At 71.7% G+C, this 16,878-nt stretch carries 14 protein-coding genes; 8 read left to right on the top strand and 6 right to left on the bottom strand.

Translation table 11 applies throughout. The annotated features are described in order from the left end of the window. The first annotated feature begins 57 nt into the window (after positions 1–57). Positions 58–1,773: an alpha/beta hydrolase gene (locus O1G21_RS20760; RefSeq protein ID WP_270145961.1), complete on the top strand. Its 1,716-nt coding sequence runs from the start codon at positions 58–60 to the stop codon at positions 1,771–1,773. 408 nt (positions 1,774–2,181) lie between these two features. Here O1G21_RS20760 and O1G21_RS20755 read toward each other — a convergent pair whose 3' ends face one another. Then, positions 2,182–2,553: a helix-turn-helix transcriptional regulator gene (locus tag O1G21_RS20755; RefSeq protein ID WP_270145959.1), complete on the bottom strand. Its 372-nt coding sequence runs from the start codon at positions 2,551–2,553 to the stop codon at positions 2,182–2,184. Positions 2,554–2,738: 185 nt separating this feature from the next. Here O1G21_RS20755 and O1G21_RS20750 point away from each other — a divergent pair, with 185 nt between their 5' ends. The 5 genes from O1G21_RS20750 to O1G21_RS20730 all read left to right on the top strand — a co-directional run bounded on the left by O1G21_RS20750 (position 2,739) and on the right by O1G21_RS20730 (position 7,734). Continuing rightward, positions 2,739–3,155: an SRPBCC family protein gene (locus O1G21_RS20750; protein ID WP_270145957.1), complete on the top strand. Its 417-nt coding sequence runs from the start codon at positions 2,739–2,741 to the stop codon at positions 3,153–3,155. A gap of 625 nt (positions 3,156–3,780) precedes the next feature. Further along, positions 3,781–5,190 (top strand): arylsulfotransferase family protein, encoded by a 1,410-nt coding sequence (locus O1G21_RS20745; RefSeq protein WP_270145955.1) that lies wholly within the window; start codon positions 3,781–3,783, stop codon positions 5,188–5,190. A gap of 533 nt (positions 5,191–5,723) precedes the next feature. Continuing rightward, positions 5,724–5,993 carry a type II toxin-antitoxin system Phd/YefM family antitoxin gene (locus O1G21_RS20740; protein WP_449786801.1) on the top strand — a complete coding sequence of 90 codons (270 nt, stop codon included), beginning with the start codon at positions 5,724–5,726 and terminating at the stop codon, positions 5,991–5,993. Beyond that, on the top strand, positions 5,990–6,256 hold the full coding sequence (locus O1G21_RS20735) for a Txe/YoeB family addiction module toxin (protein ID WP_270145951.1): 267 nt from the start codon (positions 5,990–5,992) through the stop codon (positions 6,254–6,256). The genes O1G21_RS20740 and O1G21_RS20735 overlap by 4 nt, the downstream gene beginning before the upstream one ends. A 374-nt stretch (positions 6,257–6,630) precedes the next feature. Beyond that, positions 6,631–7,734 (top strand): PP2C family protein-serine/threonine phosphatase, encoded by a 1,104-nt coding sequence (locus O1G21_RS20730; protein ID WP_333493484.1) that lies wholly within the window; start codon positions 6,631–6,633, stop codon positions 7,732–7,734. A 37-nt stretch (positions 7,735–7,771) separates the two neighbouring features. On the opposite strand, the gene O1G21_RS20725 is transcribed toward O1G21_RS20730, so the two are convergent. Together O1G21_RS20725 and O1G21_RS20720 are read right to left on the bottom strand one after the other, a co-directional pair. Then, positions 7,772–10,510, bottom strand: coding sequence for a SpoIIE family protein phosphatase (locus tag O1G21_RS20725; RefSeq protein WP_405000684.1), 2,739 nt, complete (start codon positions 10,508–10,510; stop codon positions 7,772–7,774). 325 nt (positions 10,511–10,835) lie between these two features. Next, the gene (locus O1G21_RS20720; RefSeq protein WP_270145949.1) at positions 10,836–11,567 is read right to left on the bottom strand and encodes a TetR/AcrR family transcriptional regulator; all 732 of its coding nucleotides are present in this window, start codon (positions 11,565–11,567) and stop codon (positions 10,836–10,838) included. 119 nt (positions 11,568–11,686) lie between these two features. On the opposite strand from O1G21_RS20720, the gene O1G21_RS20715 reads away from it, so the two are divergent. Continuing rightward, a complete protein-coding gene (locus tag O1G21_RS20715) occupies positions 11,687–12,781 on the top strand; it encodes an alpha/beta fold hydrolase (protein ID WP_270145947.1) in 1,095 nt (364 codons plus the stop codon). On the opposite strand, the gene O1G21_RS20710 is transcribed toward O1G21_RS20715, so the two are convergent. Further along, on the bottom strand, positions 12,756–13,721 hold the full coding sequence (locus O1G21_RS20710; protein WP_270145945.1) for a molybdopterin-dependent oxidoreductase: 966 nt from the start codon (positions 13,719–13,721) through the stop codon (positions 12,756–12,758). The genes O1G21_RS20715 and O1G21_RS20710 overlap by 26 nt on opposite strands. A gap of 171 nt (positions 13,722–13,892) precedes the next feature. On the opposite strand from O1G21_RS20710, the gene O1G21_RS20705 reads away from it, so the two are divergent. Further along, the gene (locus O1G21_RS20705) at positions 13,893–14,294 is read left to right on the top strand and encodes a VOC family protein (RefSeq protein ID WP_270145944.1); all 402 of its coding nucleotides are present in this window, start codon (positions 13,893–13,895) and stop codon (positions 14,292–14,294) included. A 7-nt stretch (positions 14,295–14,301) separates the two neighbouring features. On the opposite strand, the gene O1G21_RS20700 is transcribed toward O1G21_RS20705, so the two are convergent. Both O1G21_RS20700 and O1G21_RS20695 read right to left on the bottom strand, forming a co-directional pair. Then, entirely contained in the window at positions 14,302–14,985 is a 684-nt protein-coding gene (locus tag O1G21_RS20700) for a DUF6597 domain-containing transcriptional factor (RefSeq protein WP_270145942.1), read from the bottom strand. A gap of 147 nt (positions 14,986–15,132) precedes the next feature. Further along, the gene (locus O1G21_RS20695) at positions 15,133–16,641 is read right to left on the bottom strand and encodes an MFS transporter (RefSeq protein WP_270145940.1); all 1,509 of its coding nucleotides are present in this window, start codon (positions 16,639–16,641) and stop codon (positions 15,133–15,135) included. Positions 16,642–16,878: the final 237 nt, after the last annotated feature.

Raw genomic sequence — 16,878 nt, 5'->3', positions numbered from 1 at the left:
TTCCCTCGGCCAAGCTCCCTGCTGCACGGAAACACGCAAGGCAGGACGGAGCAGCAAGTGAGCGGATTCGCTCGAAGGATACGCAGCACGGACCGGGACCGGGGCCGCTGTGCCGGGGCGGGGCGCGCCCTGGCGGCGGCAGTGGCCGTGCTCGGCGCGAGTGCCCTGACGGGCTGCGCCCCGACCGGCACGGACGCCCCGCGGGCGGCCGCCGCGCCGCCCGCCGCGAGCACCGAGCCGGCCGACCGGGCCGAGCTGCGCCCGTTCTACCAGCAGAAGCTCACCTGGAGCGGCTGCGGCGAGCTGGAGTGCGCCACGCTCACCGTCCCGATGGACTACGCCCAACCGCAGAACGGGAAGACCTTCGTCCTGCCGCTGGCCAGGAAGACCGCCGCCGATCCGGCGCAGCGGGTCGGGTCGCTCGTCTTCGGCCCGGGCGGCCCGGGCGTCTCCGGAGTGCGGCACCTGACGTCCGGGGGGATCGAGTCCTTCAGCAAGGAGTCGAGGGCGCGTTTCGACGTCGTCGGCTTCGACCAGCGTGGCGTCGCCGGCAGCAAGCCGGCCGTCGACTGCACTCCGGCGGACCCTTCCCCGGGCGCTCCTGCGGTCACTCCTCCCGGCGGTACCGGTGGCGCGAACGCGGACGCACCGAAGCCGCTCTTCCCGCGTACCGACGCCGAACGCCGGGCCGCCCTGGCCGATGCGGACCGCTCCGCCGCCGACTGCCGGGCCCGCAGCGGCGCCCTGCTGCCGCACCTCGGCACCCTGGACGCCGCCCGCGACCTGGACGTCCTGCGGGCGGCCCTCGGCGAGGACCGGCTGACCTACATCGGCTGGTCGTACAGCACCTACCTCGGCACGGTCTACGCCGAGCAGTTCCCGCACCGCGTACGCGCGATGGTCCTCGACGCCGCCGTAGACCCCTCGCTGGACTGGTCCGCCCAAGCCCTGAGTAGCGGACGGGCCTTCCGCAAGGCCGTGGACGACTACGCGGACAACTGCGCGAACGTCGCCGGACCGAACTGCCCGGCCGACACCCCGGACGGGATCCGCACGCTCGTGGCCGACCTGTACGCGAAGGTGGCGCGCCGCCCGCTCCCGGTGAAGGGCAGCACCGAGGGGCTCGACGAGGCCACCCTGCACACGGCCGTCACCATGTCGATGTACACACCGGAAGAGCAGTGGCGCGAGCTGTCCGAGGGGCTGAGCGCCGCCCGCCGGGGCGACGGGACCAAGCTCGCCGCCATCGCCAGGAAGAGCGCGTCCCTGCAGAGCGAAGGCTCCGACAGCCCGTCCGTCCCCGACAGCTCGACCGGCTCGACCGCCCCGGCCCCGGCGGACTCCTCGAATCCGGCGCCGCGCGACAACACCGCCGACGTCCTGCTGGCCGTCAACTGCCTCGACGTACCGCACCCGACCGACCCGCAGGCGTACTGGGACGTCCTCGACCGCGCCCACCAGGAGTCAGGTGCCTTCGGCGCCTCGACCGTCCTGGCCGAACTCCCCTGCCGTACCTGGCCCGCGGGGCCGACCACCCCACACCGCGTCAAGGCCGACGGTCTGCCCCCCGTCCTCGTGGTCGGCACCACCGGCGACGCGGCGACCCCGTACGAAGACGCCCGCAGCCTCGCCGCCCAACTCCCCGGCGGCATGCTGCTGACCTTCGACGGCCTGGGCCACACCGCCTACGGACGCAGCAACAGCTGCGTCACCAACGCCGTGGACCGCTACCTCATCCACCTCGCACCCGTGCCCGCCGGAACGTCCTGTTAACACTGGGACATGCCAGCCCGTACCACCAACCTCTGGAGAGCGCGGCGGCGTACAAGGACCGGCTGTGCGGGAACGTCGCTGATCAACCTCGGCAGCATCCGACCGCGCAGGTCCCGACAGCAGTGAGGCGCCAGGTGAGCGCCACCCCGCGCTGGTTGCAGTTCTGGTTGCATTCACCCCCGTCCAGGGCCGTTCAGAGCTCGACCAGCGGGCTACTCCACCTCAGGTCAGGGCCCCTACGGACATCTGCAGACAGCCGGACGAACATTTGGAAAGCGTGTTGGGGGCAACCCCTCACGAGTTCGAATCTCGTATCCTCCGCCTTGATCGAAGGCCCGGACCGCTGCGAAGCGGTCCGGGCCTTCGTTTTGCTGCCACAGCTCGGGCGCCGCGCCGGGACAGACGTGGTCAGGGTGCGGGTGCCAGAAGCCGTCGCAGTCTCGTCGGGGTGTGGCCGAGGTACTGGCGCATGGTCCGGGTCAGATGGGCCTGGTCGGCGTAGCCGAGGTCGGCGGCGAGGGTGCTGAGGCTGTTCTCGCCGGCCTCCAGGCGGTCGAGCGCTCGGCCGATGCGGACGCGGTGGCGGTAGCGGGTCACCGATACGCCCAGCTGGCGCGGGAACGCCCGGCTCAGGCGGTAGGGCGAGACGCCCAACAGCTCGGCCAGCGAGAACAGCGTGTCGGTGGCGGGGTGTCCTTCGGCAATCGCCTCGCGGGCAGCCGTGACCAGGCGTCGATCGTGTTCGGCCGACGTGCTGCCGAGCGGGGTCGGTCCGGCCACGGTGCGACCGATGGCCGTCGAGAGCAGGGCCAGCAGGTCCTCGGTGAGCGCGTAGTCGACGTCGCCCGAGCGCGCGGTGGCGATGAGGCGCCGGTGGGCCAGTTCGAGCCGCGGGTCGACGTAGAGGTTCTACCTCTCCTCCGCGACCACCGGCGAGTGAGCGCCGACAGAGAGGAGATCGACCCATGGCATCCATCCACCGCGAAGTCCTGATCGACAATGCCCCCGAGAACGTCTGGGCAGCGGTGCGCGACTTCGGTGAGGTCCACAAACGCGTCGCACCGGGGTACGTCACCGACACCCGCGTCGAAGACGACATCAGGATCGTGACTTTCGCGAACGGCGCCGTGGTGCGCGAACTCATCGTCGACATCGACGACGAGGCCCGCCGCATCGCCTATGCGGTGCTTGGCGGCTCCCTGGAGCCCGAACACCACCACGCGTCCATGCAGGTCTTCGGTGACGCCGAGAACCGCAGCCGCTTCGTCTGGATCATCGACGTGACGCCGGGCAGCCTCCGGGAGCCCATCACCGAGATGGTCGACCAGGGGATCCGCGTGATCAAGCGCACCCTCGACCGCGAAGCCGTGCCACCCCGCTGACCAGCGGACGCCCACGGTCGCCGGCGGACAGCCGGACGAACAGTCGTCGTGTCCCGCATCAGTTTTCCTCTCATCGGGCCTTTTCGGGGGCCTGTGAGTCGTCCCCGTCGGCGTCCTTGGCCACCTGCCGGATGAGGACACTGCGGGGCATCATCCAGCCTGCCTGGCGGGACCGCTCGGCCACCGGCCGGTCGCCAGGCCTGTTCGGGTGCCATCTGTGGGCCATACCGGTCACCAAGGGCGAAGTCCTCTGAGGCGAAGGCCGCGGGCCCGTACAACCTCGTGTGGGGCGCTGGCTTCCCATCGCTTCCGGGCAGGACGGCCAAGGCCGTGCGGCCATCGCTCCGTTTCCGTGCGGGTGAGCAGCAGAAGGAGGACGGACGTGCCTGCAGCTAGGGGTGCCTGGCACCGGTGGATGGCGGCCGCGACGGTGATGGTGACGGCTGGGGCACTCGGCTCGCTCGGGGCAGGCACGTCCGCAGCGTCCGACCTGATGGGATGGGACCGTGCCCAGTGCGCGACCCGGCCCGCCCCGCCGGCGACGAGCGTACCGCCGCCGATCACCTCCGGCAGCGACGTGTGGAGCTTCGTGTCCGCGCCGAAGCTGCATCCCTTGCGGGTCACCGTGACCACTCGACAACCGGGCACGGCCCCGGGGGACGTCTTCGTCGCCCCGTACAACCTCACCCAGCCGGTCGGCCAGACCGGGGCGCTGATGCTTGAGGACTCCGGCGATCCGGTCTGGTTCCGCCCGCTTCCCGTCGCGAACCTGGAGAACGGCGACTTCCGGGTGCAGACTTACCACAACCCCCGGACCGGTGGCACACAGCCGGTGCTGACGTTCTGGCAGGGGACCATCGCGATTCCCCCGTACTACACCAACCTGCCCGGCGGCGCCCCCGAGCCGGGAGGCTGCTACTACATCTACGACGACCACTACCGCCTGCTCAGGACGGTCTTCGCCCGGCACGGCTTCTACCCGGACTTCCACGAGTTCCTCCTGACGCGCCGGGGGACCGCGCTGTTCATCGCGTCCAAGCCGGTCCCGATGGACCTCACCCCGTTCGGGGGGCCGAAGGACGGGGCCATCGAGGACAGTGAGGTCCAGGAGGTCGATCTCGCGACCGGGAAGCTCGTCTTCTCGTGGGACGTCCTGGACCACGTGAACCCGGCGGACTCCGAGGTGTCGGCCTCCTCGGCGTCCTCGTCCGGCGGGGTGTGGGACGCCTATCACGTGAACTCGATCGACGAGGGCCCCGACGGCCAGCTGCTGATCTCGGCCCGAAACCTCTGGGCGGTCTACGACGTCGCGCGGCAGACGGGCGCCATCCGCTGGCAACTCGGCGGCAAGAGAAGCGACTTCAGCTTCGGCCCGAACGCGGACTTCTTCTGGCAGCACCACGCCCGGTTCCGGCCGGGAAACCGGATCAGCATGTTCGACGACGGCTGCTGCAACCAGCCGGACGGCACCCCCGAACAGCAGTCGCACGGCCTGATCCTCGACCTCGACCTCCCCAACCACCGCGCGACCGCGGCGCGGACCTACTACCACGCACCGGGGCTGTACGCGGCGTCCCAGGGAGACACCCAGGCGCTCACCAACGGCAACGAGTTCGTCGGGTGGGGGCAGGAGTCGTACTACTCGGAGTACAGGGGTGCCGGTAACACCGAGGGCGACGGCTCGAAGAACCTGCTTTACGACGCCATGATGCCGGGCTCCGACATCTCGTACCGGGCGTTCCGCCACGAGTGGGTCGGCAAGCCGTGGTATCCGCCCAGTGCGGCGGCGCGCGACGGCAGCGGTGGGCGGAGCATCGTCTACGCCTCCTGGAACGGTTCAACCGAGACCAAGGCGTGGCAGGTGCTCGCCGGGCCGGACGCCCGGTCCCTGTCGGTGGTCGTCGACCACGCCGGCCGGACCGGCTTCGAGACGGCCGTCACAACGGACAACCCGGGACCGTACTTCCAGGTGAAGGCGCTGAACGCGAAGGGGGAGGTCATCGGGACGTCCCACGTCGTGACCCGCTCCGGTTGATGGGGGGTGTGATCGACACCAAGTCGGACTCCGCGGGAAGGACCGCTCTCGGTCCGTTATCGGTGGCAGCATCGCCGCGGCTGTCGAACAGCAGCCCCGGCCTGGTCTCGGTTCCGGTCTCGTTCATCGTCGTCCGAATGAGTTCAGTCGCCACCTTGGCAGCAGGATGACCGCAGTTCAGAATGCGTGCGAACGCCACCGGACAGTGCCGAGGAGAATTGGAAAGCGTGTTGGGGGGCAACCCCTCACGAGTTCGAATCTCGTATCCTCCGCAGCTAGAAGGGCTGCACCGTTCCGACGGTGCAGCCCTTCTGCATTCACAGCCCCATCAGCAGTCTCCACGCTGGGTTCCAGAGACTCCGACCCGCCCTCCGACCCCCTCTTCACATGCCAGATGAGTCCGCCGACCCTCCGGGGAGCGCAGAGGCCGAAGGCGACGCGATCATGAAGTCGAGGCAAGCGATACCCAGCCCCCGCAGCGCCAAGGCAGAGCAAGGCGCGGGGTGTACGTTATTATGTACAGCATGAAGACGATGAGTGCGACTGAACTCCGCGGCAACCTCGCCGCCGCGCTCGACGCCGTCGAGAACGACGCCGAAGAACTCGTTATCACCCGCGCCGGCCACGAACCGCTGGTCGTCGTCTCCCTCGCCGAGTACGCGTCACTACGCGAGACCGACTACCTGCTCCGCTCCCCAGCGAACGCCGATCACCTGCGTCGCTCCCTGCAGGAATACCGGGAAGGCCGCGTCCAGGCCCGCGAGCTGATCGACCCCGACGGCCCCACCGAGCAGACCGCGTGAAGGTCCAGTTCACCGAGCGCGGCTGGAACGACTACCTGTCCTGGCAAGCGGACGACCGCCGCCTCCTCAAGCGCATCAACCAGTTGATTGACGACATCCGCCGCAACGGCAACGAGGGCATCGGCAAGCCCGAGCCTTTGCGCCATGAGCTCGCTGGGGCCTGGTCCCGCCGGATCGACCAGGAGCACCGCCTGGTCTACGTCCTCGACGAGCAAGCCGACACTGTCTGTGTCGTCGCCTGCCGCTACCACTACAGCAAGTAGAGCCTCTACCGCTGCGCTTTGACATCGAGCCGAGACGTCGCATGTCGGACCTCGCGGAGAGGAGCGCCGGGTGGTTGCAGTTCCGATTGCATTCGCCTGTGTTCACAGCCGTCCGGGTGGGCGTCCGTCGGTCGTCTCGTCGCAGGTCAGGACGCTGACGAACGCCCCCGGACTCCCGGACGAACAGTTGGGGGCAACCCCTCACGAGTTCGAATCTCGTATCCTCCGCCTTCGTCGTCCCGTGGTCCCGGTTTCGGGTGGCGAGCCCCGCCAGCGACCATCAGCGTGTCCGAAAGATCGGGTGAGCCCGTGATGTGACAGGGTGGCCGAAGCCTGCGCTCTGGGCCTTGATCGGCCGGGACGGGAGATGCACCGTGAAAGTCCTGCGACCCACGCTGGCGAAGGTGCCGTGGATGCTGGCGGCGCTGGTCCTCGTGGCCGGCCTCCTGCTGGACCGTTTCGCGCCTCAGCCGTACACGGGACTCCCGCTGCTGGCAGCCGCACCGCTCATCGCGGGTGCCACACTCTCCTTCCGCTCCGCGCTCGCCGTCGTGTGTGTCACGTGCGTGGTCTCGGTGTCGGTGGACCTCGAACGCGGGCGCCCGGCGACACCACTGCTCGTCGATCTCGCCGTGGTCAGCGTGATCGGCGTGCTGGCTCTCGCAATCAACCGGCTGATCGTGCGGCAAGGGCGCGATCTGGCACTGGCCAGGGACGTCGCGGAGAGGGTCCAGCGGGCGGTACTCCCGGAGCCACCGGGGGTGGTCGGGCCGCTGGCCGTGGCTGCGGGGTACACGGCGGCGCAGGCCGAGGCACGGATCGGCGGTGACTTCTTCGCAGTGCAGGAGACGCCGTTCGGGGTGCGGATGATCATCGGCGATGTGCGGGGCAAAGGCATTGCGGCCGTCGCCGCCGTGTCGATCGCGATCGGAATCTTCCGTCATGAGGCCGAGTCCGCTCCCACCTTGGTCACGTTGGGACAGCGGATGGACGAGGCGGTGAACAAGGACACCGCCCGACACGGCCCGGTGCCCGCCATGGAGGGCTTCATCACCGCCGTGCTGGCCGAGGTGTCCCCCGACGGCGAGACACTGAGCCTGGTGAACCACGGGCATCCGCCCCCGTACCTGATTCACGACGGACAGCTCGTGCGGCTCGATCCGGCCGTCCCGCAGCTGCCCCTCGGCCTGGGGCTGGGCGATCTCACTCCTGACGGCCCCGCGCCTGCCGATGTCGTGCGGCTGCCGCCGGGGGCCTCGCTGCTGCTGGTGACCGACGGTGTCACCGAGGCGCGGGACAAGCGGGGGACCTTCTACGATCCACTCGCCTCGGAGCGCATGCGCAGGCGGTTCAGTGACCCCGATGCAGTGGTGGACGCCCTCACCGAAGACGTCGGCCACTGGACCGAGGGCAAACGCAACGACGACATGGCCATCCTGGTGGTCACCCGGCGCCACCGCCCTCCCCGTGTCGCCTGATCAGGAAGCGAGACCACCTCCACCACGCAGGCCCGCCCTACAGCAGCATCGCCTCGAACTGGAACTCGGGTGCGGTCAGCGGTTGCTCGGACCAGATGACCTTGCCGCGGGCCGTGTACCTGGTCCCCCACCGCTCGGCCAGCTGGGCCACCAGGAACAGGCCCCGGCCGCCCTCGTCCGTGGCGTCGGCGTAGCGCAGGTGGGGGGCGGTGCTGCTGGCGTCGGAGACCTCGCAGACCAGGCTGGTGTCGCGCAGCATGCGGACGCGGATCGGCTCGGCGCCGTAACGGAGGGCATTGGTGATCAGCTCGCTGAGGATCAGCTCGGCGGTGAAGCCCAGTTCCTCCAGGCCCCAGACGGTCAGCTGTCCGCCGCATGCGTTGCGGATGCGGGAGACGGCGGCGAACTCGTACGGCACGTCCCAGGTGGCCACCTGGGACGGCTCGAACAGGCGGGTGCGGGCGACGAGGAGGGCGATGTCGTCGCTCGGACGCGGCGGGACCAGCGCGTCGAACACGGCCCGGCAGATCTCCTCGGGGGATGCGTCGGCACGGGCCTGCGCCAGGGAGCGGAGCAGCGCGGCGAGTCCGGTCTCCAGGTCGCGCTCGCGGTTCGTGACCAGCCCGTCGGTGTAGAGGACCAGGAGGGTGCCTGGGGCCAGCTGGAGTTCGGTGGTTTCGAAGGGCAGGCCGCCCACGCCGAGTGGCGGGCCGGCGGGCAGGTCGACGAACTCCACGCCGCCGTCGGTGCGGACCAGTACGGGCGGGGGGTGGCCCGCCCGTGCCATGGCGCAGTGTCCGGAGACCGGGTCGTAGATCGCGTACAGGCAGGTGGCGCCCGTGACGGTCCCCGTCTCGTCGTCTTCGACGGGTTCGCCCTGGTCGAGGTGGGCGACCAGTTCGTCGAGGCGGGCGAGCAGCTCGTCCGGGGGCAGGTCGAGGGCGGCGAAGTTGAGGACGGCGGTGCGTAGCCGGCCCATGGTGGCGGCGGCGTGCAGGCCGTGGCCGACGACGTCGCCGACGACCAGTGCCACGCGGAAGCCGGGCAGTGGGATGACGTCGAACCAGTCCCCGCCGACCCTGTGCAGTGCCGGCAGGTAGCGGTAGGCCGCCTCCAGGGCGCTCTGCTCGGGCAGTCCGCGGGGCAGCAGGCTGCGCTGCAGCGCCTCGGCCATCCGGTGCTCGCGGGTGTAGCGGCGGGCGTTGTCGATGCTGATCGCGGCGCGGGAGATCAGTTCCTCGGCGAAGGTGACGTCCTCCTGCCCGAACGGCTCGGACTCCCCCGCGCGCCAGAACGTGGCCGTGCCCAGGGCCAGGCCGCGCGCCTTGAGCGGCGCGGAGATCAGCGAGTGGACCCCGTACGCGAGGATCCGGTCGGCGGTCCGCGGGTCGCGTGCCCGCCAGGCCTGCGCCCGGCGCAGGTCGGCGGCGAGCGCGGCGCGCCCGCTCCTCAGGGCGGTCTCTTCCGGTGTGCCGGGCAGCGGGCTGATCTGCGAGCCCACCGGGTAGAACGGCCAGTCCTCGCGGATGCCGCCGACCGCCACCCGGCGGATCCGCGGGCCTCCCGCGACGCCCGTGCCCGGGAGCGGCTCGTCACCGCGCAGCACCGCCTCGGCCAGCTCGACGGTGGCGAAGTCCGCGAAGCGCGGCACCACCGCGTCGACCAGCTCCTGGGCGGTCCGCTCCACGTCCAGGGTGGTGCCGACCCGCAGCCCGGCGTCGTAGATCAGCTGCAGCCGGGCCCGGGCCGCCTCGGCCTGCCCGGCCAGCGCCCGCAGCTCGGTGGTGTCCCGGATCGTCGCGACGCTGCCGGCTCCGCCGCCGAACGGCGCGGTGGGGCGGTTGTTCACCGCGAGCAGCTGATCCTCGGCCGGGTACACCTCGTCGGTGGCGGCCCGCCCCGACACCAGCAGCTCGGCCAGCCCCGGATCGAGCCCCAGCTCGGCGACCGGTCGCCCCTCCACCTCGGGCGGCAGCTCCAGCAGCCGCCGGGCCTCGTCGTTCGCCAGCAGTACGCGCCCCTCCCCGCCGACGATCAGCACGCCCTCACGTACCGCGTGCAGCACCGCGTCGTGGTGCTCGTACATCCGCGTCATCTCGGCCGGGCCCAGGCCGTGGGTCTGGCGGCGCAGCCGCCGCCGCACCAGCACCGCCCCGCCGGTGCCCACGGCGAGCGCGGCCGCCGCACCGCCGAACAGGACCGGCAGCTGCCGGCCCACCGCGCCGCCCGTGTTCTTGACGTAGTACCCCACCGAGAGGAAACCGGCGACCGAACCGTCCGGCCTGGTGATCGCCACGGTGGTGTCCACGTCGGGTCCCAGCGGTATGTTCTCGGTCACGGTGTACGGCCCCTTCAGGGCTGGTTCGTAGTCGCCGTAGACGTGCTTTCCGATCAGCTCGGGATGGGCGGTCTGGGCGTAGCGGGTCCCGTCGGTGCCGAAGATCACGATGTAGTCGAAACCGCCGCTCTTCTGCACGTCCACCGCCAGCGGCTGCAGCACCGCGGTCGGATCGGCGCTGTCGAGAGCAGCCGCCAACCCGGGATAGCGCGACAACGTGACGGCCGCAGCGCGCGTGCTGTGCGCCGCATCACTCGTGGCGAAGCTGTGGGCCTGCAGGATGAGCGTCGTCAGGGCCGCGCCGACCAGCAGCACCACGACGGCCAGCAGCCACAGGAACACCTGACCGGCGACACTGCGCACCCGCAGCCGCGAGCGCAGCCGTGCCCAGGCGGACCGGTGTTCCCCCGGTCCGTCCTGTGCCTTGCTCAAGGGCATGCTCCCTGTGTGCATCCGGGCTGTCCCCGCGCGTCCGGGTCCCCTCCTCCACGCTGCCACCCTGCCCGAAGACGCGCACGCGCGAGGCCCACGGCGGGCAGGACGGATCGCCGTGACGCGGGCGGTGGTCGCGCCGGTGGCGCGGAGTTCGCCGCGGGCGCGGTCGGCCCAGGGTGCGGCGGCGAGCTGCTCGAACCCGTCCAGGGCGGCCCGGAGCTGGGTGCGGGCCTCGGTGGTGCGGCACAGTCGGCGCGGCCGCTCGCCGTAGAGGAGCGCGATCCGTCGGAAGGCCGGACCGCTGTGGAGCGGTCCGGCCTTCGGCGCGCTACGCGGGCTTCGTCGGCTGGTCGAGGAGCAGCTGGATCCCGTCGAGGATCCGGGCGAGCCCGAACTCCAGCGGGTCGACCGGGTCGGGGGCGAAGGCCCCGGCGGCGATGGCCCGGGTGAGGGTGGGGAAGCGGTCGGCGTGGCGTTCCAGCAGCTCGCCGGTGAGGTGGTTCCACTCCGCGCTGTGCTGCTCGTCGAAGTCGGCGTCCTGCTGGGCGAGGGTACGCACCAGGCCCGCGACCAGGACGAACACCCGGTGCTGCTCGGCCGCGGTCAGCCCGCTGGGCTCCAGGGCGGCGAGGGCGGCGTCGAGCCAGCCGAGCTGGTTGGGGCCCATCAGCTGGCGGCGCATGGCGGTGACCGCCAGCAGCCAGGGGTGGGCGCGGTGGATCTCCGCGGAGCGGCGAGCCCAGGCGGTGATCCGCTCCCGCCAGCCGGGCCCGGCCGTCGACAGGTCGGGGGCCTCGGCGAGGACGGACTCGACCATCAGCTCGACCAGTTCGGCCTTGCCGGGCACGTAGCGGTAGAGCGCCATCGCCGAGACGCCGAGCCCGACGGCGACCTTGTTCATCGAGACGGCGTCCAGCCCCTCGGTGTCGGCGATCACCACCGCGGCGGCGGCGATGCGCTGGGGGGTGAGGCTCGGCTTGGGCCCCCGGGTCGGCTGGCCCTGCTCACCCCACAGCAGTGCGACGCCCGCGCGCAGGTCGCGCGCCTTCTCCCTGGCCATCCCAGCCTCCCTCTCGACGGTCCTCAGCAGGTTCCGGGCACCGCCCGTTGACAGCGCCTCAGAACTGTATATACCTTAAACGCATCTGCTGATGAGCTAAACAGTTTGGGGGATACGCCATGCTCGCCACCATCGCCACCATCGCCACCGTCTCCGCCGCCACCCTCGCCACTCCCGTCGCCGGACTGCTGGGCTACCGGCAGCTCAAGCGCGCCGCGTTCGCCGAGCGGCTGCGGATCACCGCCCCGACGGGCATCGAGGAATCCGGCTTCGTCCGGATCGGCGGCATCGACCAGTGGGTCTCCATCCGCGGCGAGGACCGCCGCAACCCGGTCATCCTGGAGATCCTCGGCGGCCCCGGCGCCTCCAACCTGGTCTTCCTCCCCCGCACCCACGTCTGGGAGGAGCACTTCACGATCGTCCGCTGGGACATGCGCGGCGCCGGCTTCACCTTCGCCGCCGGCGGCCCGGACGGGCAGGGCGAGCTCAGCTACCCGCAGCTGTACCGCGACGCCCTGGAGGTCACCGAGCACCTGCGGGCCCGGCTCGGCGTCGACCGGCTGCTGCTGGTCGCCAACTCCTTCGGCACCGTCCTCGGCCTGCGGCTGGCCCGCAACCACCCCGAGCTGTACTCCGGCTACGTCGGCACCGACCAGAACATCATCGACGGCGGCCGGGAGCGCACCGCCTACGATGCCCTCCTCGACCGGCTGCGAGCAGCGGGCCGGAAGAAGGAGAAGGAGCTCGCCACCGCCCTGGCGATGGGCGCCGACCGCTCGACGTGGACCACCAAGGACGTCGCCGAGTACAACAAGCTGGTCCTCACCAGCGACCCGCTCTCCTACGACACCATGAAGACCGTGGTGATGCGCTCGCTCTGGTTCTCACCCCTGCACACTCTGCGCGGCCTGCGGTCCTATCTGAAGGCCATGGAGTTCTCCGAGCGGCTCCAGTCGGAGGCCGTGGCCTTCGACGAGCGCGCGGAGGGGACGGAGTTCCGGATCCCGTTCTTCGTCTTCCAGGGCGACAGCGACGTGCTCACCCCGCCCGCCCCGGCCAAGCGGTTCTTCGACGAGGTCACCGCCCCGGTCAAGGAGTTCGCGCTGATCCGGAACGCCAGCCACTTCGCGAGCTTCCGGCACCCCGACCAGTTCCTCGACCTGATGCTCACCAAGGTCCGCCCGGCGATCACCGCCCAGCCGGTCGCCCACTGATCTCCGCGGTCACCCGTATCTCGTGGACGGCGTTGCGGTCCCCGGTGAGCGGCTGGACCCGCCCGGCGGAGTCGGTGGCCCGGCAGCGGATGCGGTGCGGGCCCGGTGCGAGGTCGTGCCGGAGTCGGAACCGCTGCCAGCCGAGGCCCGGGCCGCGCCGGTCCAGCTCGGCGGGCTGCCAGTCGGCGTCGTCCACGGCGATCTCGACGGCCGTCACCTCGGTGGAACTCCAGGCGTAGCCCGCCAGTTCGCAGGCGCCGGCCGGAACGGACCGTCCGTCCCGCGGGGTGAGCAACTTGCTGCTGACGTCCTTCTCACGGACCGGCCGGGCCTCGCTCTCCCCCGGCAGGACGCGGGTGTACAGCCGGGTGGTGAAGAGGTGCTCGGGGCGCTCGGCGGCCAGCACGATCCGGGTCAGCCACTTGACCGAGTTGGTGCCGAACATCCGCGGCGCCACCGCCCGTACCGGATGGCCGTGGTCGGGGCGCAGCGGTTCGCCGTTCATGGTGTGGGCGAGGACGACTTCGGCGCGCGCCTCGTCCAGCGGCAGGTCCTTGAGGTAGCTCAGGCCACTCTCCCCCGCGAAGTCACCGCGGTCGGCGCCCTCCAGCCAGACGTGCCGGGCCTGCGGCAGCGGGACGGCCAGCGCCAGCACGTCGGCGAGCGGGACACCTGCCCACTGCAGGTTGGTGACGGCGCGGGTCGGCACGGTGGGGCGCAGTGGGTTGCCGAAGCACTCGTGGACGGCGCTGAACCCGGTCTGCGGCAGGCCCTGGAGATCACCGAAGTCCAGCCGCAGCTGCCGCTCGACCAGGCCCTCGACGGTGAGCGTCCAGGTGGCGGGGTCGAGCTCCGGGTGCCGGCCGAGGTGGCTGCGGACGAAGACCTCGTCGACCGGCGTGAGGAAGACGTCGGGTGTCTCCGGATCCGTCCTGAACATGCGTCACGCCCCCGTGTGAACATCACTGTTGCCGTGGTCGACGGTACAAGGAGCGACTGACAACGGGTCTGCCCGGCCGCCGCTCAGGCGCGGGACTCCCGGCCCGGGTAGCGGCCGCGCACGTCCGATTCGTTCAAGACCGCTCGCCCGCGCCCGCCTACCGTGGCCGCCATGAACAGCACACCCGCACCTCGGTTCGCCTTCATCGGCCTCGCCGTCTCCGACATGGCCGCCTCGGTCGCCTTCTACCGGCGGCTGGGGCTCGCCTTCCCCGAGGGCTCCGAGCAGGAGCCACACGTCGAGGCCGAGCTGCCCGGCGGCCTGCTCCTGGTCCTCGACGCCGAGTCGACCATCCGCTCCTTCCACCCCGGCTGGCAGCCGCCGACCGGCGGTGCCCGGGCGGGGCTGGCCTTCCGCTGCCAGAGCCCGGCGCACGTGGACGCGGTGTACCGGGAGCTGACCGGCGCCGGGTACCACGGGGAGCTGGAGCCGTGGAACGCCTTCTGGGGTCAGCGGTACGCCTCGCTGCGCGACCCGGACGGCAACGGGGTCGACCTGCTGGCGCCGCTGTAGCCCGGCCTCACAGCAGAGCCGTCGCCCGCGTTCCCGCCAACTCCCGTACGTCGCACGCCAGATGCGCCTGGTCCGCGTAGCCCGTCCGGGCCGCCGTCTCGGCGAGCGGGACGCCGGAACGGGCCAGCCCCAGGGCGCGCTGCAGCCGCAGGATCCGGGCGAGGGTCTTGGAGCCGTAGCCGAAAGCCACCAGCGAGCGGCGGTGCAGCTGCCGCGCCCCGAGCCCGACCGCCTCGGCCGTCGCCGCGACGCCGCGCCCGGCCGCGAGCGCGGCGGCCACCGCCCGCACCAGCGGGTCCTCGGGCCGTGCCGCGGCCGCCAGGTGCAGCGCCAGCCCCTCCAGCGCGACGGCCGGGTCGGGTGCCGCGTCGACCCGCTCGGTCATCCGCCGCACCTCGCCGCCGGGCCACAGGTCCGCCAACTCGACCCGGCGGTCCCGCAGTTCGTGCGCCGGAACGCCGAGCAGGGCCGGCCCGGCGCCGGGCCGGAAGCGGACGCCCGCCCACGACTCGCGCAGCCCCGGCCCGGGCCGGAACGCCCGGGTGTCCGGCCCGGCCACCAGCAGCCGGCCCTCCGTCCACAGCAGGTCCATGCACCCGTCCGGCAGCACCAGGCCGCCGGCTCCCGTCCCCTTCGTCCACAGCACCGCCCCGGACAGCCGGGACGGGCGCTCCGCGTAGTGGGTGGACATGCCTCGAAGGCTACGCGGACCGGGCGGGCACCGCGTCCCGGGAGCCCCCGGTGCGCCGGGCGGCAAGCTCGTCCGTACGGACGCCACCGGCCCCGGCTGCGCGAGGCAGCCGGGGCCGGTGGGGGGCGCAGCCAGTGCGACGAGGGCTCAGGCCGCCACCTCGACGGCGGGTTCGGCCGCTTCGGCCGGCGCCGCCGCCCCCGCCTTGCCCCGCATCAGCACCAGGGTGAGCGCCGCCGCCACCAGGACGGCGATCCCGCCGACCGTGAAGGTGGTGGAGGTGGCGGTGTTGAAGGCCTCCCGGGCGGCCCGGGCCAGGGCGGTGTCGCCGCTGCCGGCGGAGAGGGCGAGGGCGTCGGTGATGGCGTGCCGGGCGGGGGCGGGGGCGTCGGTGGGCATCGAGCCGGTGTAGGTGCTGGAGAGCACGGTGCCGAGGATGGCCACGCCGAGCGCGGCGCCGGACTGCTGGACGGTGTCGTTGAGCGCGGAGCCGACGCCGGCGTGCTCGCCGGGGATAGCGCCCATCAGGGCGTTGGCGGCGGCCGGCATGCCGAGGCCGGAGCCGATGCCGAGCACCAGCATGGCCAGGGCGACCTTGGTGAAGCCGTCGCCGACCGAGAGCGTGGCGAGCAGGCCGAAGCCGCCGGCGATGATCACCATGCCGATGGAGGTCAGCACCCGGGCCGGGAGCTTCTTGCCGAGCGCGGCGCCGATCACGTTGAAGGCGAGCGAGGCGACGGCCAGCGGGATGAAGGCCAGGCCGGTGTCGGTGGGCGTGAACTCCAGGACGAACTGCAGGTACTGGGTGAGCACCAGCATCAGGCCGCCGGTGGCGAAGGTGAGCAGGACGAGGGAGAAGCTCGCGCCGGTGAAGACCCGGTTGCGGAAGAGCTTGAGCGGGACCATCGGCGAGTCGGTGCGGACCTGGCGGATGCCGAAGCCGGTGAGCGCGACGACCGCGACGGCCAGCGGGCCGAGGGTGTTGGCGTGGGCGAAGCCGTCCCGCGGGATGGCGATGATCGACCAGACCAGGGCGGTCATGCCGACCATCGAGAGCAGCATGCCGGGCAGGTCGGGCTTGCGCCACGGGCCCTTGGACTCGGGCATCAGGACGACCGCGGCCAGGATGGCCACCGCCGCGACCGGCACGTTGAGCAGGAACACCGCGCCCCACCAGAAGTGCGCGATCAGCGCGCCGCCCAGCACCGGACCGCCGACCAGGCCGATCATGGCCACCGCGCTCCAGGCGGCGATCGCCTTGGGCCGCTCCTCGTCGTCGAAGACGGTGATCAGGATGGAGAGCGTGCTCGGCATGACCAGGGCGCCGCCGACGCCCATCAGCACACGACCGGCGATCAGCTCGGCGGGACTGGAGGCGACCGCCGCGACCAGCGAGGCGGCGCCGAACAGCGCCAGCCCGATGATCATCACTTTTCGTCGGCCGAACCGGTCGGACAGGCTTCCCGAGGTCAGCAACAGCCCGGCGAAGACCAGGATGTACGAGTCGATGATCCACTGGATGTCCTGCGCCCCGGCCTTGAGGTCCTCCGCTATCGGCGGGATGGACACCGTGAGCACCATGTTGTCGATCACCAGCACCAGGCTGCTGAGGCAGAGCACGACCAGGATGAGCCAGCGACGCGGGTGACGGTCCACCGCGATCCCCCTTCGGTTCGGCGCGCCGGCCGCAGCCCCGCGCACGTCCTCGCGTCGGCGGCAGCCGCGCGGAAGTCCTCGCGGCGCACACCGTCCGCCCGTCCCCGACCGAACGGTGTGCGCTACGCCGAACACTGTACGGAGGCCGAACACTGTTCGCAAGACCGTACGGTGTGCGGCGCCGGGGCCTATGCTGGACCGACCGCACCCGACCAGGGGGCACGTGGAATGGAGAGC

This window comes from Kitasatospora cathayae, from assembly GCF_027627435.1.
GTDB lineage: Bacteria > Actinomycetota > Actinomycetes > Streptomycetales > Streptomycetaceae > Kitasatospora > Kitasatospora cathayae.
The sequence above is the reverse complement of the archived record's forward strand: the minus strand, read 5'-3'. Positions and strand labels throughout refer to the sequence as shown.